Raw genomic sequence first — 26,939 nt, 5'->3', positions numbered from 1 at the left:
CCTTGACGCCCTACTGCCTTGCAGAGAACCATAAGGTCAAACACCAATGTAAGTAAAAGCTGCCCAGTAAAAGGGATGCGCAAAGGGGCGTTGGTCTTTGGCCTGCTCTAGCTTGGCGGCAAGTTCTGGATGGGAGTTTTGCAGGTAGGGAGTGAGATCAGGGCCGGTGCTATCGCGGAGCCAGATTTGGGCTTGGCGCAGGGCTTCGGGAAGTTCTAGGGGAGTTGCGTCGGGGTTTTGAGGACGCCAAAGGTCGTAGAAGCGGCTAAGCAGCAGCATGGTACTAAGATCGGAAACTGACCAGAGGGAAGAAATGACACCAGCAGCTCCAGCTTGGAGCAAGCCGGTAGGTAGGCTGATCACTTCATCGGGGAGTTCGGTGCCGGGGATGCCGGTTTCGCAAGCGGAAAGGATAGCGAGGCGGAGTCCTTTGAGTTTTAGGTCAAGGAGGTCGCGTAAGCTCAGGACTTCGTCGTTTGCCATGAGTAAACCGCTATCGAGAGGGGTTTGGAAGTTGGCGGAACCGTGGCAGGAGAGATGAACTGTGGAATAGTTAGGTAAAGCATCTAGAACGGCAGCGGGAGTGGCAGCTTCATTTTGAAGGATCTTAAAGTTGCCTTTGCCAGGGAAGGTGGAAACGGCTTTGGCGGTTTCAAAACTGGAACTGGGCAAGTAGCTGGCGTTGACTGGGAGTGGCTCGTTAATAGCCAGGAGCTTATTCGCCGGAGTTTGCTCAGCAACAGCACGGGCAGCGCTGAGGGAGAGGGCATTGGGAGAATAGGTAAACTGGATCGCTTCAAAGGCATAGCGGCGACCTGTGGGGCTGGAACTGTCTTCGGTCCAAGCGGCGTGGAGGGGCAGAAAGCTGAGATATCCGGTGGGAATCAGGGTGGCGCTTTGGAACTGGTGCTGCTGAAGGTGGTTGACTACAGGAGCCATAACCCAATCCCAGAGACACTGAGTTACTTGATCGAGAATTTGGAGCCAGCCTTGGCGATTGCTTTGCACCTGTTTGTAAGCTTTGAACCAAATGTTATCAAGAAGATCGACCAGCTTTTCATCAGTCAGACTATTGAGCCACAAACCAGTAATACCATCAATAGTTAATATGAGAGCAATGCTACCGTTTGAAGTATGGAGCAAATAGACTAATGGCTGAGTTGATTGGATAGTGGCGGCAATATCCTCAAAGGTTGGCAATGTCAGGAAAGATTCATAGCCAGGATTTTGACGAATTTCCTTTAGGCAATCTTGCAAAGCTTGATGAGTTGTAGCGGCCTGAAACTTTAAGCTTTCTAAACTAGTACGAAGCTGATTAATGTTAAAGCCATAATTATGCTCCGTAAATTCTAGCTGTCGAAGTGTATTACTGGCTCTTTGGTATTGTTCAAGGAGTTGAGGATTAATTTGGCTAACGGCCTTTAGCTTGAAGCTGTCTTGTTGCAGAGCTTCTCTAAGATTACGAGCACGCCCTTGTTCAAGGGTAGTAATAGCAGCTTTGAAATCGTCTGTTTTGGCGTATGCATAAGCTGCACGACGATAAAGGTCTCGACTAACAAAAAGTTCAATATTCTGGCTACCTTTAAATATGGATGACTGGTAAAGAACTTCATTTGCGTCGAGAGCTATTCTGTAAGCCACTTGTGCTCTGGGCCAGTTGGACTGACTCGCGGAGAGGTCAGCAAAGAGATCGGCGGCACGGCGACAATGGTTGGGATATGTATTTGGAGTAAAGACTTCTAGGGCCTGAGAATACGCTATTGTAGCGTCTTCAATGTTTTGAGCACGCTCGCCCTGAATTCGATGAGTATAGGCTATTCCAAGATTAATCTTCGATAATGCCCAATTAAAATCATTCGGCGTTTCCTTCTGCCACGCTTGTAAAGCTTGTTTATGAAATGCTATCGCCTTTTCAATATTTTGAGCACGATCATCATTAACTCGCTGGAAGTAAGCATTTCCAATATTATCTATCGTTTTGGCCCAATCAATCTGCCTTTTCTTCTGCCTTTTCTCCTGCATTATGACTTGTAGTGCCTGCTCGTAAGACTCAATAGCATCCTCGATATTTTGAGCACGCTCTCCATAGACACGCCTACTTAACGCGTGCCCTATATCGTGCTTCAATGCAGCCCAATCAATCGGCCTTGTATCTTTTGTTATGACCTTTAGAGCCTGTTCATAAGCATCAAGAGCTTTCTCAATATTTTGAGCATGATCACCAAGAATACGAAAAACGTAAGCATTTGCCAGAGAAACGGTTGAGAGAGCCCAATCAAGTGGCCTTTTTTCCTGTGTTCTGATTTGCAGACTCTGTTCCAAAGCTATGATGGCTCTCTCAGTATTTTGAGCGCGGTCACCATGTATGCGCCTAAAATAAGCATTGCCCAGGTTGTGCATAATGGAGGCCCAACCAAACGATCTCTCCTCGTGGTCTTCTGCAGCCCAGACGAAGAAACCATAGGCATCGTTAGTTCCATAGATAACTCCTTTCTCTTGTACCTCTGTTATTACACGTAGACACGTCTCAAAAGTCTCAATAGCCAATTCGAGGTTTTGAGCTTGGTCGCCACGAATACGCATAAGATAAGCGCTTGCCAACGTGTTCATAGCTGCCACCCACTCTAAAGGGTCATCTTCCTGGGATCTCACTTCTAAGCACTGTGTAATAGCATCGAGGGCAACTTCAACATTTTGTGCCTGATCACCAGATATCCGAGCGAGGTACGCGTCCGACAACTCCTTCATTGCAGTTGCCCATTCTAAAGGTTTTTTTTCTCGCGACGTTCCTTGTAGGCATTGCCTGAAAGCAAAGATGGCATCTTCAATATTTTGCTCTCGATTACCTTGAGAAGTATTGAGTAATCGCTCTCCTAATGCTTCTTGTGAATCAACCCAAAAAATCTTCACGATGCTAACCCAAGTCTCTTTGTCTTGACTGCTAAGCAGAGTGTCTTGACTCATTACTTGCAAGATTTGCTCACAAATGGAAAGAGCAATCTTAATATTCTCTAGTTGGTCGCCACAAATACGTTTTTTATATGTGGTCGCTAACCGGTACATTGATTTAGCCCACTCAGCAGGTAGGCTATCGTGAGTTCTCACTTGCAGCGATTTTTGATAAGCCTCAATGCCATCTTCAATATTTTTTGCTCGGTCACCTTGAGTTTTTATCGTTAGTATGCCGCCTAATTTCGCCTGACAATCAGCCCAAAACATCTTGTCTTCCTGCCATTCTGTTGGCATGGTTTCACGGATTCTAATCTTTTGCGCTTCTTCACAAGCAACAATGGCCTTCTTTATGTTCTGTGAAGGGTCACCATGTTCGCTCCTAAAGTAGGCCTTTGCCAAATTCAGTTTAAGCAAAGCCCACTCTTTGGGTCTCTCTTTAACTGTGAAAACTGAGAGGGCTTTTTGGTAAGCATTAATAGCAGTGTCAAAGCTACTTGCCGATATAGGTTGATGACTTGTCAATAAGCTATCGCTCAGGTCTGCTAGCATGGCAGCCCAAAGAAATCTATTCTCTAGCCAATGTGTCGATAAGGTATCAAAACCATTGACTTGTAGAACTTGTTCGATAACATCAATAGCTATGCCGATATTGTGTGCCCTATCACCTTTAATTCTTGCAAAGTAAGCATTGGCTAATGAAACCATTGACTCAGCCCATATCTTCGGATTAGCCTCACGGTTTATTTCTGGCAAAGCTTGGTGATATACCTTGATGGCATCTTCAATATTTTGGGCTCTGTTTTCCTCTGGACTTACGAATAGACAATATCCCAGATCTGTCTGACAAGTAGCCCTGGCTTCTTGCTCTCCTTGCCAGTTTTGCAGTTCTGATACTTGTGTAAAGAACCTAGCACTATAAGCTGCAAAAGCAATAACTGACTCGGGCCAAAAGGGAATAATGTCCTTTTCAACTCTTGCTCGTACAGCTCTTTGATAAGTACTCATCGCTACTGAGCCGTTGTTAATTTGTTCCCCCTTAATGCGCATGCTATACGCGATGGCCAGCGCATACATTACCCCCAACCACATTGCCGGACTGCCCTCAAGGGAAATTTCTTGCAAAGCACTTTGATATGTCACAATTGCATCTTCAATATGCTGCGCCCGATCTCCTTTGAAGTTCATCAGCAGGTTGTCCCCCAAATCTGCTTGATAAGCAGACCATAGAGTAGGATCTTCCTGCCGATTAATTTCTTCCAAAGCCTTCTGACATAGCGCAATCTTTTCTTCTATATCTTTTTGGTTATCTTGGCTAAAGCCTTCATAGGTGCCAGGTGGTGTTTCCATATTATTACTCCAGACGCTCCGTAATAAACTGTTGGCGCTATTTGTTAGTAGTCTGAGTCTAGGTCTGTAAACAGCGGCAAAGCTTGACTAGAACCATGCCACAAATACTCCGTTAGCCTTTTCCCCATGTCCCTCTCCGCTGCCGGATTGGTTGGCAATCGTAAGCGTAGTGACTCGTAGAGTTGGAATCGATACATGTCAAACGCTGACTCCAACAAATCCCCATAGGCCTGCGCAGTCTGAACCAACCATCGATGTGCTAGCCATGCTGACCCTAACCCCAGTGGCAACGACCACCATACCCAAAACAACGGAGTCCATAGCAAGAACAGCACACTCCACAACCATAACCGTGCATTCAAATTCAAGATATTCCGTGCTGCTGATAATTCCCCTTTAACCTCTTCAGGCAGCACCACCCATAGCCGGGGCCAGCAGATCACTGCATCCAGCCCGTACTTCAGTGCACAGCGGTCCTCTACTGATCGCAAAATATTTCCTAACCGCGTCGGCAATAGTCGTCCTGGTTCCGGGAACTCCAACAGTTGCAAATCCAATTCAATGTACTCCTGGCGTTCCTCTGGCGTCAGTGTTGCCAATCCCCGCCGATTAAAGTCTTGCCACTGTTGGTCAAGCTGCTTAAATCGCCGTTGTTGTCGCTTCACCAAATATCGTGATAAAGGGCGACACCAGGATGGCCAATAACCCTCCAACAGCCGAATCACCGTAAACTCAAATTGCTGGGCTACAAACCCAGAGGCTGCAACAACCAGCAATGCCAACACCCCTAAGCCAACGGGTAAGGGCTCTGGCAGATTGATAAAAAAGTCTTCAAACGCTTGCCAGCCAAATTTTTGAAGAGCCGTTAAACCACCCCCGAGCCAAAAGACAAAGGCCGGAGTAAACAAAGCTCCCAGCCAGCGGTCAGCTAACCCACCGCTAAACCCTTCCAGAAATTTGGCCGAGGTCATGGCTTATTCCTCATTGGAGGTAGCTACCAACATGACCCCATGCTCCTCACAGAGGGGCGGTGTCCGCAAACCCATCCGAAACCAGGGCTGGGTAGTACATCCTGGGATTGGGCAAATGTACTTTTTGCCGGGGATAGCTGTTGATGGTGACCCGGGTAGTCCCTGGTAATTCCCCCGGTTGATCACGACTCCCAGGTCATCAAACTCATCATCTGAGGCTGATTCGTCTGTCTTTGCTTTTCTTGTTTCCACCTCGGTAGATTTAGACGGGAGAGTATCCAACTCCTCAAGGTCATCACTTTGAGGTTGGTTACCAGACTTGTCCCGAAACTGGTCGTTCATGCTTTCGTCTCCCCGACCCTGGTTATATTTTTCCAAAAGTGGCATAACTACTGGCCAAGTGGCAACAAATCACTCGGCTGTCCGTGGTAGGTCACAAAAACTCCCTTCTTCGCCCGAGTCGCCGATACATGCAGCAAGCACCGTTCCGCTTTGAGGACGGCATTTTGGGCAGCCTTGTCCGCTGCCATAGAAATCGCACTCTGGGGCGGCATCTGATCTTGGGTGAGGCCCGCCAGAAAAACATGCTCAAACTGAAGCCCCTTGACCCGGTGCATAGTAGCGATGCGAACGCCAGGTAGGGCCGGATTATCCGCCTCGCTGCGGCTAATGGGGCGAGTCTGAAGGCCCAGGTGTTTAAGCTGAGACTCGTAGTTTTTGGCGAGGGAGTTACTGCGCACCACAATGCAGACGGTAGAGAGCGGCACATCGCCTTGGTCTAACGTTTGGAGCTGGCTGTGGATGAACTCTACCTCTTGGGGGAAGGTGTCGAAGCCTTGCACCCACGGGGCATCGCCGTGCATGAGAGAGCGGTAGTCAGTGAGGTCGTCGCGCCCGCCGTCGAGATCATCCATGGTGAGACCAGAGAGGAGGGCCGTGGCCCACTTGCGGGTCTCATCGGTAGTGCGATAGTTGAGGCGGAGTTTGCGGGAGCGCCCGCGTACCTCAATGCCGCAGTGGCTGAGGGTGACTTTGCGGCCATAGATGCGCTGGTGGGGGTCGCCAACGATGAAAATGTCGTTGCTGGTGGAGTTGGCGGGCACCAAGGCCCGAATCAGGGAAAAATCCGCCGGTCCCATGTCTTGGGCTTCATCGACGATGACGGCCTGGAAGGGGCGATCGCCCTCTGGCTTATTCTTCAGCAAGCTACAGGCATCGTACATGGCATCTTCGCGATCCTTCAGGCCCTTCTGCTTCATCAGGGCGCGGAACTCTTCAAATACAGGCCATACAGCCGCCCGCTGCATCCGGTTAAGACGGGTACCGCGTCCCACACGGGAGGCTTTGAAATACTCCTGAGGGCTGGTAATGTTCTGGGGCTGAATGACCTGCTGCCATTCGTCTTTGTAAAAGGCCTCGGGGTGGTCGATGCCCACGGCAAAGACCTGCTGCCAAAGGTCATCTAGTTCATTGCCGTAGACAATGCGAGTCGGTGCCCCCTCCGCCTTGAGAAAGGCTGCCACCCAACTGTCGAGATTCTCTACCTTAATGCGGCGCATCACTTCGGGGGAACAGATTTTGCGCAGGTTGGCTTCGATATCGGTGGCCAGGTTGCGAGTAAAGGTGGTGAAGAGGATGCGGTCATTGGCGTCGGTGAAGCGATGTTCCGCCAGCCACTTGGCCCGGTGCATAGCCACCACAGTTTTGCCGGTGCCTGCCCCTCCAAGCACCCGAACGGGGCCATTCCAGTCGCGGTTGATCAGTCGCCGCTGGCTAGGATGGAGAAAGACCCGCCACTTATCGAGGGGAGCGGCCAGCATCTCTAGCAGTTCGTCATCGTCCGTGATGACATGGAACCGACGCAGGCTGTCAGCCTGCTCTAGGGCACGCTCGATGTCGTTGGGGTCTACGGTTTTCTCCTGCTGTTTGTCTTGCAGGGTCAGCACGTCTTCAATGGCATAGCCGGAAGCCAGCATTAATAGGGCATCAGCGGCTTCTTCCGGCAGGCGAGGCAGCAGCTTATCCACATCAGCATCGGTGACGACGGCCCGTACCGCCCCCAGCAGTTCTTCGGGCACCCCCAGGCGTACCAGGTGGCGATCGCGAACCTCATCAAACCGTCCCTTGACCTGGGGCTGTTTGTGGGTGGATAGCTCACTTTCCAGGGCAGAGGCGGCTTCAACGTCAATGATTTGTAAGGCTCCCGATTCAGGGTTCACCTTACAAACTTTTCGCTGTGCCCAGGCATAGGCGTCATCATGCTTATCGACCCAGAGCAACAGGTAGGCATTGCCAGAGTCGGGCTTGCGAACAATGGCGCGATAGGTTTGGTCGACCCGCAGAGACTTGAGGTTGGGGTCGGTAGCATTCTGAATCGACTCGTAGTTGAGGCCCGAACTGGTAGGGGTTTGCTTGAATTTTTGGATGAAGGCCGAGGTCTTACCCTGGATCTGCTTAGGGAGCTGGCTGAAGGCATCGAGAAAGTCGATGGACATGACTAATCGAACGGCGTGGTCTAACATGCAGCAGCCTCCCTGAGCGTTTGGAACTGTTTAAAAAAGCGGTTGGGGTTGGCCTGGATATTGGCGAGGCAATAGGCCTTCCAACCCTGGGTGGTAAAGCTGGTCAGATCACTCTCGTCCAGCAGCAGGGCGATTTGGAACTCCGGCCAGGCCAGTTCTGCCGGGGCGGTGAGCGCGGAGCCATCCTCGTCTTCTAGCTCATAGCCAGGTTCTGGGATGGGCAAGTGGTGCTGCGCCATGGGCTCCAGTAAGGGATGAACCGCTGGGTCGGTGAATTCTGCAATCTGCTGCCACTGCGCTCCGAGTACCAGGTGGGCTGATTGGGGGGCTGGGGAAGCGGGCATGAGATGCTCTAGCTCGGGCCGGATGGTGGTAGCGCTACTGTCTGTGAGCACATAGCTAAAAGGTAGGAACTGAAATAGGTTGAATTGACGCAGTACTCCCTGCCAGGCTTTGAGAACGGCAGGTTCTCCGGTGTGGCGATCGCGGTCATCTAGCCAGGTGAGGGCAAAGACAGATTGGGGATCTTTCTGGGCATGGCGGCTGGGATCGAGGGAGAGGTAGGACTTGACCAGGGGAACCCCGTCGATAGAGTGCCACTGAAACTGGCCAAACCGACGGTTGGGGGAGTCTACTTGGGCTAAGGCCGTCAGGTCATGGCCGAGCAGCGATCGCACCTCATCCCCCCAACCCTGCTCCGGCGTGAGCTTGGGCTCAATATGGGCGTAGGTTCTGACCAGGGCAAAGGCAGTCCACTGGGCATCGTCAGGATTGGCCAGGTAGTGGGTGAGCCAGACAAAGCTGGACTCTAGGGAGAGCTTGTGGAGACTAGGGCAGCCGTAGTGGTCAAACAGCTTCAGGCTGTTGTGCTGGAACTGGTCGTTAATGCCCATCTGTAGCAGGTTAATAGCGGTGTTTTCCTGGGGGTTGAACTGAGCCTCCACATCGGCCCAACTGAGGGACCAGACGTGGAACTGGTCGCTTTGGGCGATCGCCATGCGCTGGAGAAAGTCCTGACCGATGCGATCGCAGTGGTATTCCCAGCCATCAGTAAAGATCACGATGGGCTTGAGCTGACCGACATTTTTAGCAGGCCAAAAGACAAAGTCTGCTCGGCTGGGCACTGCGACTCCCTGGGCGGGGCCAAGGTTGACCTGGGGCTCTACATTCCAAGCCTGGTCACCAATTTTGACGAAGTACCCCGCCTTGCCGTTGATTACCTCACTGCGGACAATGGTGGGTTCCTCCCGATAGCGGTAGCGGCGCAGGGCCTCCACAAACCGCTGTTCGAGCACGCTATCGAACAGGGCGTTTAGCTTGACCCCAGAAAGGCTGGTATCAGAGGGCTTCAAGGCATCTTTGCGGCTGAGAATGGCTTTGAGAATAGACACCGCAGCGGTGCGGCTGGTTTTATCCTGGTCGAAACTGTTGCGGTAGGCGAACAGGCATTCGTAGCAGCCGTCTTCGCACCCACAGGTTTCAGCCACTTGCAGGGCCTTTTCTAGCACCGCCATGAAGTCGTCGGTGTTGCGCAGCAGCTGTTTTAGGTAGCCAGTGCCGCCGGGTACCGTGTCGTAGAGAAATAGGTAGGGACGCCGCAGAGAGCCGTTGGGTTGGGGTTCTTCGCTAATCAGCACCCGCAAATGATCCACGTTGCCCTGGAAGTGCAGCTTCAGGCCCAGCTGTAGGGCGGCGATGAAGGAGTGCAGCTTTTCGGGGAAGTTGAGGATATCCACCGGCATGAGAATGCGGATGGCCTCGGACCCGAACTGACGAAACAGGTAGAGAATATCGGCGAACTGGCTGTCGTCGTCTTTATTTCTAGCGTTGCAGGAGAGGGTGTGCTGGAATTTGCCCTGCTTAAACTGGGTTTTCGAGGTTTGCACCTTGCCACAGTGGCGGCACACCTTGAACCCGTGGCGGGGACGGGCATCCCCCGCAATTTCGACCTTTTCGCCCTGGGCAGTGGCTTCGCCAAAGTTTACTTCTCGGAAGGTCGCCGTCTTGATGAACTCGAAGCCAAAGGGAAATTCCTCGTCGTCGAATACGTAGGTTTCTTCTCGGTTGGCAGGGTCGAAGTCGGCCAGCAGCGATTTAGTAAAGAAGGCTGGGGTGCGCTCATCGCGATCGTCGCCAATGCGGCTGCTGCGATCGCCCGTGGTGGCCATCACCTGGCGCAGCCGAATCATCTTACGCTTGCGGCCTTCGTCCGACCACATCACATCGCTACAGCGGGGGCAGGTTTTGCGCTTGGCCGCCTCGTCTAGGGTGGAGACCGCGTAGGAGCAGTTGCGGCAAAAGCGCCACTCTTCAATCTGGGAGAGGTTGAGGTCGATCTGGTCGATGTTGACCCGCCGCCCCTCGGCATAGAACGTACCGGAGGGCACCAGTTCGCCGATGGCGATCGCTCCCGGTCTTTCATACTCAAAGGAGAAGGTTTCGTATTTGCCCTGGCTGGTATCTCCTTTCGTCATCCGCTCTCGCCAGATGATCGATTTGAGCGTGACGCCTGCCTCAGGGAAGGCGTAGTTGGGCAGCAGCCCTTCGTCCGTGAAGAAGTTGAGCGTACTTTTGTTGTTGAGCTTCTTCACCAGATCCATGAAGCCCGATCTCTCCCGCCGTAGTTCCTCCAGCTCTTCGTCGTGGTTCTGACTTTTGGGGCCATCTTCTTTGTCTTTAAGGCGTCGCCGCAGCAGTTCGATCTGGCTTTGCAGGCGGGTGCGTTCTTCCACCACTTCGGTCAGCCGGTTGAGAATGCGCCAGCGCAGGCCCCCTTCCTCCTGGTCGCCTTTTTCCATAAAGAGACTGAGTTGCTCTTGGGTAGGTTTGGTAATGTGGTCGGCGAATAACTCAAAAAACGCGGTTAGCAGGGCGGTCTGATGGGTTTCGATATAGCCCAACCAGTTGTAGGGAAAGCGAGCGATATCCTGCTTTTTGACGGCCTCCAGCACCAAGGAGAAGCGATCGGGCAAATCCTGGGGCTGTGCCCCCTGGGCTACCCAGCAATCGAGACAGTAGGCCGTGAGCTGCCGTTGCAGAATGGCAGAGGCATCCAGGTAAAAGCCAGGGGTCTCCACTCCACCGGCAATCATTTTTAGAGGGTTGGCCCAGAAGTAGAGATCGTGGGGTCGCCCGTTGGCGATCGCCCCTACAAAGGCATTGCCATCGCGCCGTCCGGCCCGACCTATGCGCTGCTGGTAGTTGGCCTGGGTGGGGGGCACCGAGCAGAGCAATGTCGAGGACAGGTCGCCAATGTTTATCCCCATTTCTAGGGTCGAGGTGGCCGAGAGCAGGTTCGGATCGCTGCGACGGGTGCCATTGATAAAGCGATCTTCCAGGGTTTCGCGCACCTCCCGCTCTAGCAGGCCCGTGTGCTCTTGAGCAAAAATTCGCCAGACTTCGCCTCGTCGGTAGAGGTTTTTATAGAAGTCGAGAGAGGACTGGGATGAGGGTTGGTAATGCCCAGCACAGTTGGGTTGGCGGCAGGGCATACCCACCCATAGGGCTAGTTCGTCGGGGGTGCTGCTGTAGGGGTCGCCGCAGGTATCGCAGGCCAGCGCCTCGCTGGCGGTGTGCAGGTGCAGGGCTGGCGGTAGCAGGCCCCACACTCGGTGATTGTTGCGGGTGTACTGGAGACCGAGAATCTGTTGGTTGACCAACTCTGCCAATACCAGGTCATAGATCAGCGAGAACTGTTCGGCCACCAGGGATAGCTCTGACCAGTCGAAGAAGGTCTTGAAGGCCCACTGGTAGCACCAGGTGAGCCGATCTTTGCTGAGGATCTTCTCAAAGGTGTTGCTTTGGTCAGACAGGTAAATCGGTAGGCGAGAGCCTGGGCCATACCCCGGCATGAAGATGCGCCGCTGGAGCAGAAACGGTTTGCCGTTTTGCTCAATATAGGTGGCCGCCTCTGGGTGCAGAATGCCGCCCCGCTGCCGCAGGTGACGCAGGAGCCCCAGCAGGAACCGGGTGACGGTGGTGGCATCGAGGTTGGGCAGCGCCCCTACTTCGTTTTGCAGCTGGGGCAGCAGGGAATCAACGGTTTTCTGGAGCCGGGCGGGGTCGATCTGTACCGCGCACAGGCCGACCTGCTCCAGCGATCGCCCGATGGTAGAGCGCAGCCCCACATCGGCGACAATTTCCCAATCCAGCCGCTGCTGGATAAAGTCCAGCAGGGCGGGGGATACCTTGCCGGTGTTTTGCAGGGCTTCCCATTCGCCCAGCCACTGCATGTCGGTGGGCATGAAGGTGGCGATGTAGTCGGCATCGTTGCCCAACTGGGTGCGCCAATGCTGTTGAAAGCACGTCACCACCTGGTCAAGGGGTTGGCCGCTACTCGACAGATTGACCTGCTGATCTAAGTACTGGGCCAGGGCCGTGCGCAGGGTGGTGCGGAAGGTTCTGGCTCCGAAAAACCCGGCCCGGTGGGCGGCATCTTGCACCGAGTCGGAGAAGGTGATCAGTTTGCGATCGCTGTTGTAGGCTGACCCAAATAGGGTGCCAATCACCACGCTAGAGAGGCTGGCCGCCCGTGAGCCAATAATCGATAGACCGTCTTTCGCCCCGCAAAACGGGCAGTCGTGGTGACTCTCGCGGCGGGTATTGCCCGCTTTGGTTTTTACTTCCCGCGCCAGGTCGGGTTCTAGAACGGGAATCAGCTGGTCGTGACCACAGGCGGTGCAGGTGCTGCCGTGGCCTCGGTTGAGGGAAAGACATTGGGTACAGAGTTGCCACCAGTCCCAGCCTTTTTCTTTAGCTTCCTGTGCTGTTGTCGGAAACACAAACGTGGTTAAGGGGCTGTGGCCAAAGTAGGCAATGTAGAAATCTTGCAGATCACAGGCAATGGTGCGATCGCCCATCTGCTTCCGCAAGCCGCCCCAGCCGGTGCTGCCACACTCGCGACAGTTCAGCACCGGCAACACTTTGGCTTTGTCGTCGGCGCTTTGATCATCGGCAAATACCAGGCGAGGTTCTGGCTCTACAGTGGCCACCATGCGCCGCAGCTCCCGCTGCCAAAACTGAACTCGGAGGTTAACCCAAGGCAAAACGCCTGCATGAGTTTTCACAGAGCGTCGAGCTGTCGCCATCAGGGCCAGCAAACTATCCAGGAAGGCTGTCTTGAAGGCGGGGGTGGCATCGGCGGGTAAAGGAAACTTACTCTGGAGCTGATCCCACAGCTCAGTGAGATTGATCGGCCCCGCTGCCAGCAGCGGCAGCAGCCTCATGACGATGGGTAGAGAAATCAGCCCATCTCGTTTGCCCAGATCGAGCCGCCAGTTTGTACCCTTAAAATCCTTAGCAATGGGCTGCCCTAACCAAAGCTGGTGCTGAGCGTTTAGGTAGTCTTCTAGGCTGTGGTAGTGAGCCGGGTCGAGGGTAGGCAGGTCGTCCAGGGTGGGTACGGGGCGCGATTGACCGCTGGCTTCTACTAAAAAATCCAGTAAGTCTGTTTGGCTGAGGGAATTGCCGTTGCTGCGGATGATGTCTTGCAAAAACTCATCGGGAGAAAGCCGATCTTCTTCGATTACGCCGGGGTCGAAGGGTTTATCTGCGAAGGGCTCATCAAAAACGCCACGGGCGTAGTTGAGCATAGCGGTTTTGCTGTCGCCGCCGCCCAGGGTGGCGGAGGTGCCCACACAGGCCAAATGGTTTTTGGGGGTTTGTAGTCGGGCCTTGAGACGGCGAATCAGGCAGGCCAAATCGGTGCCCTGAGCGCCATCAAAGGTATGAATTTCGTCTACCACCAGGTAGCGCAGGGTGTCGGGGGCATTGCCCGCCCACAGCGGCTTGTCGCGGGGCCGCACCAGCAGGTAGTCGAGCATTTTGTAGTTGGTGAGCAAAATGTCGGGTGGGTTGTGGCGCAGGATGTCTTTGTCGGTGATGACGCCGTCTTCGGTCATCACCGCTCGGGGTTCTTTTTCTGACTCGCCCACAAACAAGCCAGCGGTGACGTAGCCATTGAGCTTGGGGTTATCGTGAATGGCCTTGGCAATGCGCTTCGCCTGGTCGGTGGCTAGGGCATTCATGGGGTAGATCAGCAGGGCCTTGATGCCAGGCTCGCCACGGTGCTGAACGCAGTGATCAAGCAGGGGCATGAGAAAGCACTCGGTTTTACCGGAGCCGGTACCCGTGGCGATCAAGGTCGATTTGTAGAAGGGGGCTTTAAGGCGCTCAAAGGCTTGTTCTTGGTGGCGGTGGGGCGGGAACGCCATCGGCACGTCGGGGAAGTAGCTGGCCCCTGCTGTGCCCGAACGAAAGGGCAGCGCAATCGAGACGTAGGGGCCTTTGAAGCAGTTTTCGCCTTCGGCCAAGAACCGATCCATCAACCCTTCAAAGCTGTGGGTGGAATGGCGGAAGGTGGTTTTGAGAAAGTCTTCGACGCTGGTGCGGACTTCGGATGCGATTACAGAGGGAATCATCGGCAGTTAACCAGCTATATCCAATACGTTCGCTCACCGATCCGCACCATCAGGACAATGGCCACTATAGTTTTGGAATTAGCTCAGAACAGCTACTCTTTCGCTAGTAGGCTCTAGAGCCAGGATGTCGTGGCGAACGTAGTTCTCAAAGCGTTCGATATCGGTGAAGAAGAGAAAACCAGCGCGGTTGGCGAGTTCTTCGGTATCGTTGCCTTCGTCTAGCAGCAGGGCAACGGGTTGACTGTACCCAGCCTGGATGCCCTCGGGCCAAGCCAGGTCAAAAATGGCGATCGCCTCCCCCTCGGCATTGACCAGGTTATAAGCCAACTCCCCTGCCGGTAGCCCTTGTTCGATCACCCAGCGGTTGCAGGCTTGCAGAGCTCGTTCTTCGGCATCGTCGGCAATGCCGCCAGGGACAATGATGGCATCGCGCTCTAGTACAGAAGCCGTAGTCTCAGATTCAGGCATGGTGCCGGTATAGAGGCTGTCGAGGAAGTCATTGGCGGCTTTAGCCAGGAGGGTGCGGCGGGCAGCGAGGAACTCGCGATAGTTTTCGTACTTCCAAAGCTCTCGATCCATCGGAATCCAGTGGGAGGCGATGGTGCCGGGGTGTTTTTCTTCGTAGTGGGCGAAGTATTCCCAGGGGTCGCGGTTAGAGACTTTGAGGTTGGTCTCTTTGGTCAGGAAGGTGAAGTTTGCGATCGCATTCACCTCGGCCCGACCATAGCCCTGCTGGTATAGCTTGGACTTGGGAAAAATGTGGTGAACTTCCAGATTGCTCAGCCTGCCGAGCATGTGTTGGGAGATGTTGATGTCGTCTTCCCAATCGCGGGCACCGCAAACGCGGGTAAGCAGGTAGAGCATGGGGTAAAAGCGGTTGCCCAGGCTCCAGCCGCTAAAGTCTCCGGCGTTGATTCTTAGATCGCCTCGGTTTTGCCGCAGTTGCTCAATCAGGCGATCGAGGCTGCCATCTGGGCCATCGATGGCGTCGAGGTCTTTGCGGAGGGTCGATTCGGTTTGGCTAGAGTATCGCCCCCAGATGGCGGTATGGACATACCAGTAGAGCATTTTGTCGCGCTCTTGGTGGTTGGGGAAGTGACCACCCCGCTGGTCGAGATAGCGGGTCATGAGCGGGAAGGAGTAAACACTGCCCAGGACGCGATCATGGTCTAGGCCCAGGCGCGAGGCAATGATATTGAGCAGCGTATCGATAGAGCGCTCAGTTTCGTATAGCCCTGTCTTAAAGCGATCGGTGGAGACGTCTTTGAGGGCCGAGAACAAGGACTCGTTGGTAACGACAGCGGTGATGCAGCGTAGAAACCAGTCGAGCTTAAAGTAGAACCCGGCCCGGCCCCACTTGTCCAATCGGGTTTTCAGCTCGTCGCGGGCCTCGGGCCAGGCGGCACAGATGCGAGCCAGGGCCAGATCGCCTTTAGATAGCTTGGTGCCGCCGCTGTTGACGTTATTGAAGATATCCACCACTTCGTCTACGGTTTTGTCGGCCCCGGTGACCGATTCAATATGAAATTCGCGGCTCTTAATGCTGTCTATCGTGTTGAGGCGGCCCATAAAGCTTGCCATTTTTGGCGTGTACTCAGGGTTGGCGTAAAGCGAGGCCATGACCTTCCCAAGCCCTTCGGGCTGCATCAGCTCGGTGACGCTAACCCATAGCGGATTGCCATCCATGCGGGTGGGCATATAGAAGGCGAAGATTTCGTCTTCAAGGTTAAAGTAAAGCCCGGTAAAGGCCTGAGCATTGCCGTCAAAGAATTTGGGTGCTCGACCTCGAATAGTGCCGTAGAGGGAGGTAATGCGCTGTTGACCATCCAACAACAGCTTGACGGTACCAGCGGCTAGGTTGCCATCCCCACGGGCATGGTCTGCCACCTGCTCGGTCTGGGTCTCCCATACGAGCAGGCTACCGACGGGGTGCCGACGGTAGAGGGAGGTCATCAGGTTGCGAACCTGATCACGGTTCCAGACGTAGCCGCGCTGGAACTCAGGCAGGGCGATGCTGCCCATGTCGATTTGGTCGAGGATGGTGCTCAGTTGCATGGAGAAAGAGGCCGTGGTGGGGCTAGTAGGGGTATAGCTTATCGCCATACCTTAAAGGGTGCCCAAAAGCAGTCAGTAAACACACTTACTGTTGCCGGAGTACACGGTAAGTGACCAGACTTAGCAAGCTGTTAGGAGTTTTAATGAAGGCAATATGAATGCAGCCTTGTTACTGCACTGGCACCATCACTTTTCTGGATTGAGGGGATATTTTTAGCAATGTTTATTTGAAATCTCAGGGCAAAGCAGTATCAGAGGATTGATATCTGGCACGCGAAAGGGTAAATCTAAAATTTCAGCATTATCGGTTATTAATTTTTCACCTTCCTTTAGCCAAGCTTGAAGGGCTGAAGTTGACATAAAAGCGTCGTCTGGAGGCTCAGCACGCTTCAAAGATGGCTGCATAAGAGAATTAAGAAGATGGATGATTTCGTAATCTTGACGCAGCCGAGGAGGCTTTCCAAAATCAACTCCAACAATGACGGTACGAATTGAGCCACTGCTTTCAGTTACACGATCAGTGATACTGAATAATATAAGTGGGCTAGGCAGAAGACTGTTTGGCAGTAGTGCAACAGAGGCTTCAAGCGCCCTTGCCTGTTCTAGAGCACACTCTAACAATGGACTACCAACTCCAACAATTTTCTGGTCGGCATCGGGGCCGACAAAATTACGGTCAAACATGAGTCCGCTATAGTTGGCCTTTATGCCGATGCCAGACCAAGCTTCTGGAGTGCGAAAAGCTAAGCCTTCCTCTGATATTTTTGCCTGGCGATGATTAAAAGTTAGTATTCCCGTGAAGAAAGGCTGCAAGGCTGGCAAATTTATATTGAGCAATTGGCTAGCAATATCGTGGTAGTCAAAACTTGCACAGTGCCCTACCAGTCCTCGTACTGTATTTAAAGCATCTTTGCCACCGAAGCGTTTTGTTTTGGTATCAAACCAAGAGCTGAGTGTTTCTTTTGGTACAGTCGGAGCCTGGGAAAAAATCTCTGTCCAAATAGAAGGAGAAGTCATGCCAAGAACCATGGGAAAGAGATCTTCTCTTTCTTCCATGACTCCGCTGAGAGCCATCTGGATGCGCTGCATTTTCTCTTCAAGCTTGGCCCAAATATCAGCCTCTATCGTGTCAGGATTGCGAAGGGTAATTACTTCAACTGATTGAGTTTGACCATAGCGATAGAGCCTGCCAACCCTCTGATGAAGGCGCATTGGATTCCAGGGAATGTCAACATGGATTAGGGTGTAGCAACTTTGCTGCAAATCGACTCCCTCACCAGCTGCTTCTGTGGAGACCAGAAATCTGGCTTTACCAGAATTAAAGAGATTAACGGCTCTCTCGCGAGGGCATCGTAAAGTTTCTCCATTGATGTTTCGAGCTTCGCTATCGCCGTTAATGAAGGTGACGGCATTTTCTCCATAGCGTTGGATGAGAGCAGTCATTAGAAGGGACTGAGTTGCCTTATACTCTGTGAAAAATAGAACTGATCTGTCAGCAAAACGATTGTCTAGCAAATCTAGAATTCGCTGAATGCGAGTCTCTGCTGTCACAGAATCTGCAAGGCTAACAAGTGTTTCCAAATACTCTTCTTCGTTCTCGGTTAGAGAAAGCCTAAAAGAAAGCTCGACAATTCGCTCGTCTAAGGCTGCAATATCATCGTCCGAACAATCGGCTGTATCTTCTGGATTGAGCAGGGCTTTAATTTGTTGACGTACAGATTGTAATTTGCCCAGTTCTTCACGGCGCGATCGCAGATTTTGCAGCCGATTTCGCAGGGCTGACCGAATAGCTGCTACTGAACTAGATGCTAATTTTTGAAGCGATGTAAGCACTAAGTTGACAGCTCTGCCCTCAAAGCCACCAAGGGAGGAAGAGTAGGCTAATCCAGCTAAGATAAACTGAGTGAGGGTGTTATAAAACTCCGTTTCAGCGGAGGAATAGTGATAGGTGACCACTTCAGTGCTAACCCCATAAAACAGTAGTTGCCCTGTCAGGTCGGTCACATTCTGTTTATTGTTGCGAATCATGATGTCGCGCAGGGCTGGCAAGTAGGTTTCTAGAGGTTGTTTTTCACTATCAATAAGATCGGGGCGGAGTAGTTTGAGCAATGATAGAAAGCCGTAATCTTTTCCCCGGTGAGGGGTGCCAGTAAAAAAGATGATGGACTGGACTTTTTGGTAGTCGCTCAGTTTTTGCAAGAGGCGGAAGCTAAGGGTCGTGCCAGTAGCCTGATCGGCGTTGAGGTGGTGAGCTTCGTCAACAATGATTAGATCCCACTCTGGTGAAGAAAGCAGTCGATCATGGCGACCCCGTCGATCGTCTCGAAGGGTTTGCAAAGAGGCTACTACTTGGTTATGGGTCTCCCAAAAACCGCTGCGAGGTGTATCAGCTTCTGCGGTGTAGGGGGTGAATCGCAGGTCAAACATCTCTCGTAGCCGAAGTACCCACTGCTCGACTAAAGACGCTGGAGCCAGAATTAAGACCCGCTGTACAACTCTCCGGGAAATAAGTGGCCATAGGATCAACCCAGCTTCGACTGTTTTGCCTAGGCCTACGTCATCGGCAATGAGCCAGCGAAAAGGCCAGCGCTCTAGAACTTTGCGACAAACCCAGAGTTGGTGGGGTAGCAGCTTAACCCTAGAACGAGAAAAGACGCTCCAGCGATCATTAAGAGAGTCTATGGTAGCGGCTAATCCGCGCAGGATAACGGGTAGTGGCGCTTGCCAAGTACCTGATTCAATGGTCTGCGCTAGAGAGGCTAAAGGGGTAATGGTACTAGACTCACACTCCTGAATGCCTTGCTGAAAGCGGACAATGACCGTTTCACCCCGGTCAAGAATTACTTCGCCTAGCCCAAAAAGACTGTGGCTAATGTAATCACCTGCTTCAAACGACATGTCAAAACACCTTGAGGTAGTAAAGCATTTCTTATAGTTAACACATATATTTCCCTATCAAAGGGTACAAAAAGCGTTAATTCATTTTATATTCTAAAACCCAGAACCCTTTCCTGGATAGGTGCATCTTCCGCAAGCAACATTAGGAATGGAAGGTCAAAGGCTTTGTTGAAGGTCGCTCTCTCTTCTCCAAGGTGTTTGACCAAAAACCTATGGATTTGCACAGATCTATCCACAGCCTTATCGTTATTAGTCTCTTTCAGAGAGTCGCAGCCAATTTTAACCAGAAGATCTCTTACGCGCTTTAGAGGTACATAGGAGTAAGGGTACATCTTAGAGTTGGTCAAGATTTCAGCTCGCACAAGTTCACGGATCAAAAAAGTAGACCCAATACCTAAAATACTACCTATTGGTGGTGCATCAATTCCAATGGCACTGCCTTGTAGCATAGGATTTACCTGAGGATTTAAGATGATTTCAATAGGCAAAGTTATTTCGCGCCTTCTTGTATTCGGCACTCTGTCTTTGTACCTGTTGTCATCTTCTACTGAAAGAAGACTAGTTCGATAGGCCTTGTGCCATTTTGAAAATGCGTAGAAAGCTGGATAATATCGAATATATTGATAATATTCAAGTCGATCGCCAATTCGAGGAACTGCAAAATACTGATCAAGCAATTTAATCCATTCGACCTGAATAGAATCTTCATCAACCATGACTTCCATCCAATTCCACTGTTCGCAGAGTTCAAGGAACCTTCGATAGCTATTTCGATCCTCCTGCTTCGACCATCCTATGGTGTGGAAAGCAGATATCATGAAAAGTTCGATCCAGCGGCGCGTAGTTACTTTGTCATTTTCACGGCAGTTCTGAGTATTAAGCCCAAGAGTTCTAGACGGATAAATATTAGACTCATATCGCTTGATCAAGCTGTTACTTGTATTATTTCTACTTTGCCACCATTCAAAGATACTCTCTAGAATTTTTGTGCTTTTTTGTGGAGATAAAGGCAAGCTAGTTGGCTTTATCTCTACATGCGTCACCTCTTCATCTGATTTGCTTGATGGAGTATCTAAAACAGAAAGTCGAGACAATAAATCTTGAAGTGAATATATGGATACGCCATATTTTTCCTCTGATTGACTCTGGTTTTGAATTATGTGGGCCAAAGTATTTTTCGATACCTTAGTTTTAAGGTGATTAATGACGTCATCTCGATTTTTACTAGAAACTAAATACTGAATACAATGCCTATGCTTGTCAGATCTATTTGCATTGGCCAATATGGTTAAAATCCATTTACCTATGGCTTCTGTCGAAATGCCCCTGTCGCCTCTACAGGCATAGAAAAAGGCTAGAGAGCCTAGTTCATAATCTTCTTGGAGATGATATGAGTCAGGAAGAAACTGAGACAGCATATACTCCTCAGACCCTTCATCAGAGCTTTCAACAGCCAAAAGATCTTGTGATAGATGCCAACTTTTATCTTGGGCCATGAAAAGCAGGCTTTTTAGTAATTTCTCGACAGTCATCCTCTCTGGTTCCTTGAGAGAATCATTTATGAATTCTTTTATGACTTCTTTGGAGAATAGTTGCTCGACCTGATGACTAGCCTCCACTGAGACTTTAGCATCACTAAATTGAAGGCTAAGAGCTTTGGAAAGACTCAGCTCTTTAATTTTTCTAGTCTTCTCAGAATTCGAATATCCAAGTCTTTTTAGAATTTCTAAATTCTCGTACGAGATAATCTGGCCCGGATGAATTAAACACTCTCCTTTTCGAAAAATAGGCCATTCCAGTATTTTAGTCAGAACATTTAGATTCTGGCTTAAATATATGTCCAGTGTCCAGCTAATATCAGTAATCTTTGTTAGGCAATTAAAAGCGTCTGGTTTTGTAAGCCCTGTTGGTAGGGCAGCATACTCTGTTTCTGTATATAAGCGAGCAAGACCGAGGCCGACTGACCAACAATTATTGGGCCAAAATATATCTTTTATAAGATTAATCTCATCACTCACAGAGGATTGATTGCTCAGGCTTTTAGCTAGGATCTCCCAAATACTATCCCAGAACGTTAACCTCGTAGCCTCTCTGCTCAGATCAAGAGAAGTACGGAGCTCCTCGTCATTTAGAGATAAGAGACTAACTAATGCTTGGCTAAATTGTTGACCAAGCTCTTTAGCTAACTTCTCATTGTGTGATTTTCCACTTCCACTTAGATCTAGCCTCAAACGGCCTACATCAAGATGAAATGGTGCATTGATCACAAATCCAAGGTCTAATTTTTTCCTTGTTGGAACAGTTACCCAAAAAGTCGGATAATCTTTGGATAATTGGACACAACCTGACGATCCCAACTCGATAAGACATCGTCGTGTTGAGTCACCTAAGAGTAGCGCTGATAAAGATTTCCCAGCCTTGGGGTTTCTACTCTTTCCAACAAATACATCAGATGCTCTAATGACAGGTTCTTCGCTCCAGCTCCAAGTCCACTTATTTTGCTTAAGTCGAATATTGATATCTTTGATCCAACGAGAAAAAGCACCCAATAATGGGGCACATTTCATGAACTCCTCCACTACAGGTTGGGCTTCTTCTTCAGAAACCTTACCTTCAATTAGAGTCCCGCTTTTTTCGTCGCCTAAGTGTTCTGAAGTTTTTCTGAACTCTTCTTCTGATAACTGCTTTGGATATATGCCTCCAATGACATCAAACCCAAGACGATCACTAATGACTCGAGGTTTGGAGGTGAGTAGAAAAATGCTCTTAAAGCCAAGACCAAATTTTCCTGTTACGTTCTCTGCTTTATCAGAAAAGTTAAGTAGGAGCATTTTTAACAAGTCTCTGTCATAGCCTTTCTCTCTAAAGCTGTTTCCTTTGTACTGATACTGGTTTATGGCTCTCCCCCAATGTAAGAATCTAAGAGTGCTATTATTTAAGCTAATTTGGAAAGATTTAGAGACATCATGCTGGCTCATCTCATAAAGTTCTAAACAAGCATCGTCGGCATTTTGAAATATCTCAAAAGGTATAGATAAAGTATTATAAGTTGCTCTTGCTATGCGTTCTTTAACTCCCTTCAAAAAGCAATCTTGTGTACTCTGATCTAATTCAATGAGTTTTTGAATTTTCCGATTATTACTACTTAGAGACTCATGAATCTTACCCATCTGGCGGCCATATTGTTCTTTCCGCTCTGGGTATTTCGACCAAAGAACTTTTAATTCCTCTATTTGCTCATCTAGCCTAAAGCTTTCGCTAATAACCTTTTTAATTTTACTACCTTCTCTAGAGCCAAGTTGATTGCTTAAGGACACTAATGCATATCGGATGAGCATACTCTGAGTCTTCTCAATCTCAGGAGGAGAAGATTCTTGTAACTTGTCCCAAAAATCGTCAAAATTTTTGACAGAGTATTTATAAATTTTTTCTATGATCAGTTTTAAGCTACTTTTAGCCCACCTATTCAGGCTGATTGCATCGTGTGTATCTATAATCTGCCTGAGTACAAGCTTGACTTGCGGCCTGCCTTCTATCACAATTTTTTGGAAGTCAACAATAAGGCTTTCTGCTTCTGTTTCGTCAAGAAGTCTGGCCAAAAAAGGTGTCCCAAGAAGGCTTGGAATTTCTTTTGTGTTTTCATGGTTCTCATTAACTAAAAATAAATGGCTTTCTATGCTATTTTTAAGATCTTTGATATTTTTATTTTGAAGATTTAGATCCTCGAGTATTGAATTAATCTCAGGGAGATAGTGATTAGCCATCTGGCTGATTTCACTAGGATTCTTGCCACCCAAAAACTTAAGCAAAATTCCAACAGAATTATTGGTTTGTCGAGGCCAGCGCTTGAAGTATGTTTTTAAAACTTCTAGTGTACTTACTTCCGCATTTTCGTATTTGACTTCGCTATATGCTTCGCTAGCCGTACTATTTAGTACTATATTAATTTGCTCTTTAGGGAGAATATCTGCTAACTCAGGGTCTACAATGTCTCGTGGATCGAAATCTGTTTCTTTAGAACAAAGCTGGCTGGCACTTTTCCATTCGCCAACCTTATTCATAAGACGAATCTGCTGAAAAATCGTCAACCATTCAGAATGTTGTACGGAAATCTTTAAATATTGAACATAGGTTCTGAGTATTGACTCTTTTAAGGTGTTTTTCTGACAAGTAACGTGAGCTTCAGAAAGAGCGCTCTGAATCGTAATTAACCTCTCGCAATCTATGGGTTTTGCGAGAGTTGAGAACAGCTCAGAAGCACTATCAAGATCAATATCCTTGAGTTTTTCTAACACTATGAAGGCAGGCATGACATCAACTATTCCTGGTAAAGCTTGAAAAGCCTCTGACCATTGATTGCTATTTTTGAATTCATCTAACGGGATCTCTCCTACGTGATAGATGCTTGCGCTGCTTAGGGATAACATCTCACCTAGCATGCTTATTGCCTGCTTACGTTTTGGGAAGAGAACTTCCGCCTCTCTTTGGATTTTCTGGGGTAAACATTGAGCAGGAATGTATAACCAGTTGAACTCTTCACATAGCTGTTTTACTTCGTTTTGAATTTTTGGGAGGTAGATGACCTCATTTGGGGCACAAACTTTTGCGGTTACTGCCAGGGGTAGCCATCGAGTAGATTTCAGGTTTAGTATTTGGCGGCATTCAGTAGAGCTATGCTTCAGAGCATCGATAATAGTTTCCCAGTGCTCCGCCCGATCGCTGCGCATTAGTATACGCTCTACTACTTCTCTTGCACTAATAGGAGGACTGACCTTTCTTTGCTTTTGTGCAATGTCATAACTGCGATCACAGCGCCTAATTAAAGTGATTTTCAGTGCTTCAGCTAGTTCTGGTGAAATCTTGAAATCATTCGAGGTGGGTTCTAGATAGCTATCACTATTAATGGCTGCCAGGGGTTGCCCAGGCTTCCAATTCAGGGGTTCATGAATGCATAGTCGTCTGAGCAAATCAACGGGTAATTGATGGATGATACCTTCGCGATCTTCTTTATTGAAGCTCGTCCAATTTATGAAACCTGTATCAATACCGGAGTTTATGATTTCTTGAAGTCTGCCCGTTACGCCTTCACTATCGGCAGACTTAATATGAAGCGCCCCATGAGCTAGGGGCGTCAAGATTTCCAAAAAAGCTTTACCGATAAATTTCCAGGAGTGACTATCTCCTAATAGATGCCTAAGAATCCTGGACCAGAGTGATTGATCAGAATGATGATCGTCTGGATACAAGTTGTCGTTGACGTTCTTAAGCTGTGCTGAATCACCATGTAAAAGATAGCGTGCTACCTGCTTTACTTGTGGATTAATAAGGTCGAGCTTCAGAATCTCTTGGAGTAGGGGGACTCGGTTTTCTGCGGCTTGTGTGAGTTCTGGAGGCTGAGTCTGGTTGAGCCAAGAACCCAAGATAGATGAGATCGTGCAGTTTGAAACTTGAAGGTGGTGCTTTTCAATTCGCGTATGCACAAAGAAGATAGGCTGCTGAAGTGCTGCTGCTAGTGATTTCGCCAGTACCGTTCCCTCCCGGTCAGAAAAGATGCGATTCTTGCGCTGCATTAGGGTAATCCAGTCAAATGGCCTAAATTCTGGCGAGTTTTCATCTGTGCCAATCTCACTCACTCTGAACAGATCTAGCTGTCGGATCTGCTGCCAACTCTCCGTAGCAGGTGATTGCACCTGATTAAAGATTTTGATCACAAACTGCTCTACAGCTTCAGAGTTGCTCACCTCAGATACTAAGGTTTTGAGCAATTCACAAGCATCCTGCTCCGACAATTGAGGCAAATCGTTTGAAGGGGCTAAGTTTCCAGGTACCAGTAGACACTCTGTGGCAAGTTGTAGCAGACGTGTGTAGAGCGTTTCTGGTAGGTCGTTCGGTAAACCTAGAATTTGTTGGCTTGGGAGTTTCGCAACTAGCTTTCTGAGATTGTCTGCGGGTTGAAAAGACTCACCTACAAAGGCATTCCTGAGAAGTTCGGTTAGTGGTTGGCTAACGTCAGGGATACTAATCTTCTGGCTCGGCAGTGCATGGGTCAGGAATGTGCAGAGGACTTCAACGTTGTCACTGTCTACGCAGATCTCAACAGCCTTTCGTTGTGCGCCCCGGAGCAGCGAACCAATATCATCTGGAGACCATGATTGAGGGCGGTAGTCAGAGCCTGCCAGGCTAGGCCACTCATGGAAGGTGATGATGCGATCGCGGCATATCTCCGCCAGGGTGGGGAATATCTCAGGCAGTCGCTCGAAAGTGGATTCTGGAATGGTGAGAAGATTTTGAGCAGTTTTGGTCCTCTCAAAATGCCACTGTAGTTGGCTTGGCTGTTCATGGAAGTTAAGTATGCAGAGCCATACACCTTCAGCACAAATGTGTTGCTGGTATGTCTCATACAACTTGGAGGTTGCCAGGGCTTGAGTCAGAACTTTGACAGACTGGGGCGATCGCTCATGGGCAAAGTTCTCTAAGGTCGGTAGTAGCAACCGCAGCGTCCCCTGTTCAGCGAGAATCTTGTTCCATTCCTGAGTGATTCCATTATCGTCCCTAGACCAGCTGTAAATTTGGCGACGATCGCTCTGCAAGAAGAAAAATCCGTGTAAGGTCAGCACAATATGTTGGCTGGAACCATCGACTGAAGTAAACGGTATGGCCTCGACAAGGTCTCCGCTGGGTGCCTTTTCAGTAGGCAGGAAAACCGCCCACCGAATGATGAGTTGGCTCTTCTTATGGGCTGATGCTCTTGTTTGCAAGACTACAGCACAGTGAGGTTCTGCTTTCTGTTTGTCTGAAATTTCTTCGTCCCAATCATCTATCGCAGTAATCGTCGGCCAATCATCTCTTTCTTTAAGTGCTAACAGATTAGCGTTATTGAGAAGTTTTTGATATCCATAATAGTTAGTAGAAAGATTTGCATTAGAAAATTCGATATGTCCTTTGATCTTTGGCAAAACCTCTTCTTGTTGACTAAAGGATTTTATGCACTGTTGCGATCCTTGTCTAAATTGAATGCTGCCTAGTCTTTTCCCATCGTGAAGATCAATTCGTCTTATACACTTCAAAAGGGGCATCAAATCTGCTAGCTCGTTCGCCAGATTTCCCTGAAATTCTCGATCCAACCATTCTGGATCGTCTTCTAAAAATTTTGGGACAATTGCTCTGGGCCTGCCATTATTGCGCCGCCGACACAGCTCTCGCTGGCGTAGCGGAATCCACAAAGTGAATCCATCTGCCAAACCCAATTTTTGGCGCTCAGCAATAATGTATTGTTCGTCAGTTTCGGAGAATTCTTCTGAGTCCCAGCTTACGACAGGACTGTCGTTCCGTTTAACGTACCAGGGGTTGTACATATACCTGGGTTCCACGCCTGGATCTACCTTAGGTCCTGGAGGTCCTGGCAAGTAGAAAAATGCTTCGCATATGAGAAATACAGTCTTTAGGCCTTGGCCAAACTTGCCTACTGCGGAGCTGTCGTTTTCTTTAGTGCTGAGACCAATAGCCCCTATGCCTTCTACATCGGTTAGATGAAAGGGGCCATTATTTACCGCTATGATTGCTGGCCCTTGCAATAAAGAGTGGTTTGCTTGGGGCAATCCTTGTGACACACCAAAGCCTAATCGGTCAGCTCCACAATCATCTGCGTTTTGAACAATCTCTTTCAGAACGAACATCAATCCCCTTTCTTGCTGTTCTTCCCCTGTAAGATTGAGTGTGTTTTTGATGGTGTTAATGTCACTACGAACGGAGTGGTAGCATCCATGAATAGCCAT

7 protein-coding genes are annotated in these 26,939 nt (G+C 49.7%); all 7 read right to left on the bottom strand.

The annotated features are described in order from the left end of the window. Nucleotides 1-36 precede the first annotated feature (36 nt). Nucleotides 37-4,299 (bottom strand): CHAT domain-containing tetratricopeptide repeat protein, encoded by a 4,263-nt coding sequence (locus RRF56_RS03745; RefSeq protein ID WP_317036288.1) that lies wholly within the window; start codon nt 4,297-4,299, stop codon nt 37-39. A 44-nt stretch (nt 4,300-4,343) separates the two neighbouring features. Then, entirely contained in the window at nt 4,344-5,270 is a 927-nt protein-coding gene (locus tag RRF56_RS03740) for a hypothetical protein (RefSeq protein ID WP_317036287.1), read from the bottom strand. Between the two features lie 389 nt (nt 5,271-5,659). After that, nucleotides 5,660-7,792, bottom strand: a complete 2,133-nt coding sequence (locus tag RRF56_RS03735) for a UvrD-helicase domain-containing protein (RefSeq protein ID WP_410510530.1) — start codon at nt 7,790-7,792, stop codon at nt 5,660-5,662. Continuing rightward, entirely contained in the window at nt 7,786-14,211 is a 6,426-nt protein-coding gene (locus RRF56_RS03730; protein WP_317036285.1) for a DEAD/DEAH box helicase, read from the bottom strand. Before RRF56_RS03730 ends, RRF56_RS03735 begins: the two co-directional genes overlap by 7 nt. Before the next feature lie 78 nt (nt 14,212-14,289). After that, the gene (locus RRF56_RS03725) at nt 14,290-16,314 is read right to left on the bottom strand and encodes a DUF262 domain-containing protein (protein WP_317036284.1); all 2,025 of its coding nucleotides are present in this window, start codon (nt 16,312-16,314) and stop codon (nt 14,290-14,292) included. A gap of 165 nt (nt 16,315-16,479) precedes the next feature. Beyond that, nucleotides 16,480-19,164, bottom strand: a complete 2,685-nt coding sequence (locus RRF56_RS03720; protein ID WP_317036283.1) for a DEAD/DEAH box helicase — start codon at nt 19,162-19,164, stop codon at nt 16,480-16,482. An 86-nt stretch (nt 19,165-19,250) separates the two neighbouring features. Continuing rightward, entirely contained in the window at nt 19,251-26,939 is a 7,689-nt protein-coding gene (locus RRF56_RS03715; protein ID WP_317036282.1) for a sacsin N-terminal ATP-binding-like domain-containing protein, read from the bottom strand.

It is taken from the genome of Nodosilinea sp. E11 (assembly GCF_032813545.1).
Lineage (GTDB): Bacteria > Cyanobacteriota > Cyanobacteriia > Phormidesmidales > Phormidesmidaceae > Nodosilinea.
The sequence above is the reverse complement of the archived record's forward strand: the minus strand, read 5'-3'. Positions and strand labels throughout refer to the sequence as shown.

Bases quoted from the DNA above. Each gene is read 5' to 3' on its own strand.
- RRF56_RS03730 (WP_317036285.1), bottom strand. From the start codon at position 14,211: ATGATTCCCTCTGTAATCGCATCCGAAGTCCGCACCAGCGTCGAAGAC.
- RRF56_RS03745 (WP_317036288.1), bottom strand. From the start codon at position 4,299: ATGGAAACACCACCTGGCACCTATGAAGGCTTTAGCCAAGATAACCAA.
- RRF56_RS03740 (WP_317036287.1), bottom strand. From the start codon at position 5,270: ATGACCTCGGCCAAATTTCTGGAAGGGTTTAGCGGTGGGTTAGCTGAC.
- RRF56_RS03735 (WP_410510530.1), bottom strand. From the start codon at position 7,792: ATGTTAGACCACGCCGTTCGATTAGTCATGTCCATCGACTTTCTCGAT.
- RRF56_RS03715 (WP_317036282.1), bottom strand. From the start codon at position 26,939: ATGGCTATTCATGGATGCTACCACTCCGTTCGTAGTGACATTAACACC.
- RRF56_RS03720 (WP_317036283.1), bottom strand. From the start codon at position 19,164: ATGTCGTTTGAAGCAGGTGATTACATTAGCCACAGTCTTTTTGGGCTA.
- RRF56_RS03725 (WP_317036284.1), bottom strand. From the start codon at position 16,314: ATGGCGATAAGCTATACCCCTACTAGCCCCACCACGGCCTCTTTCTCC.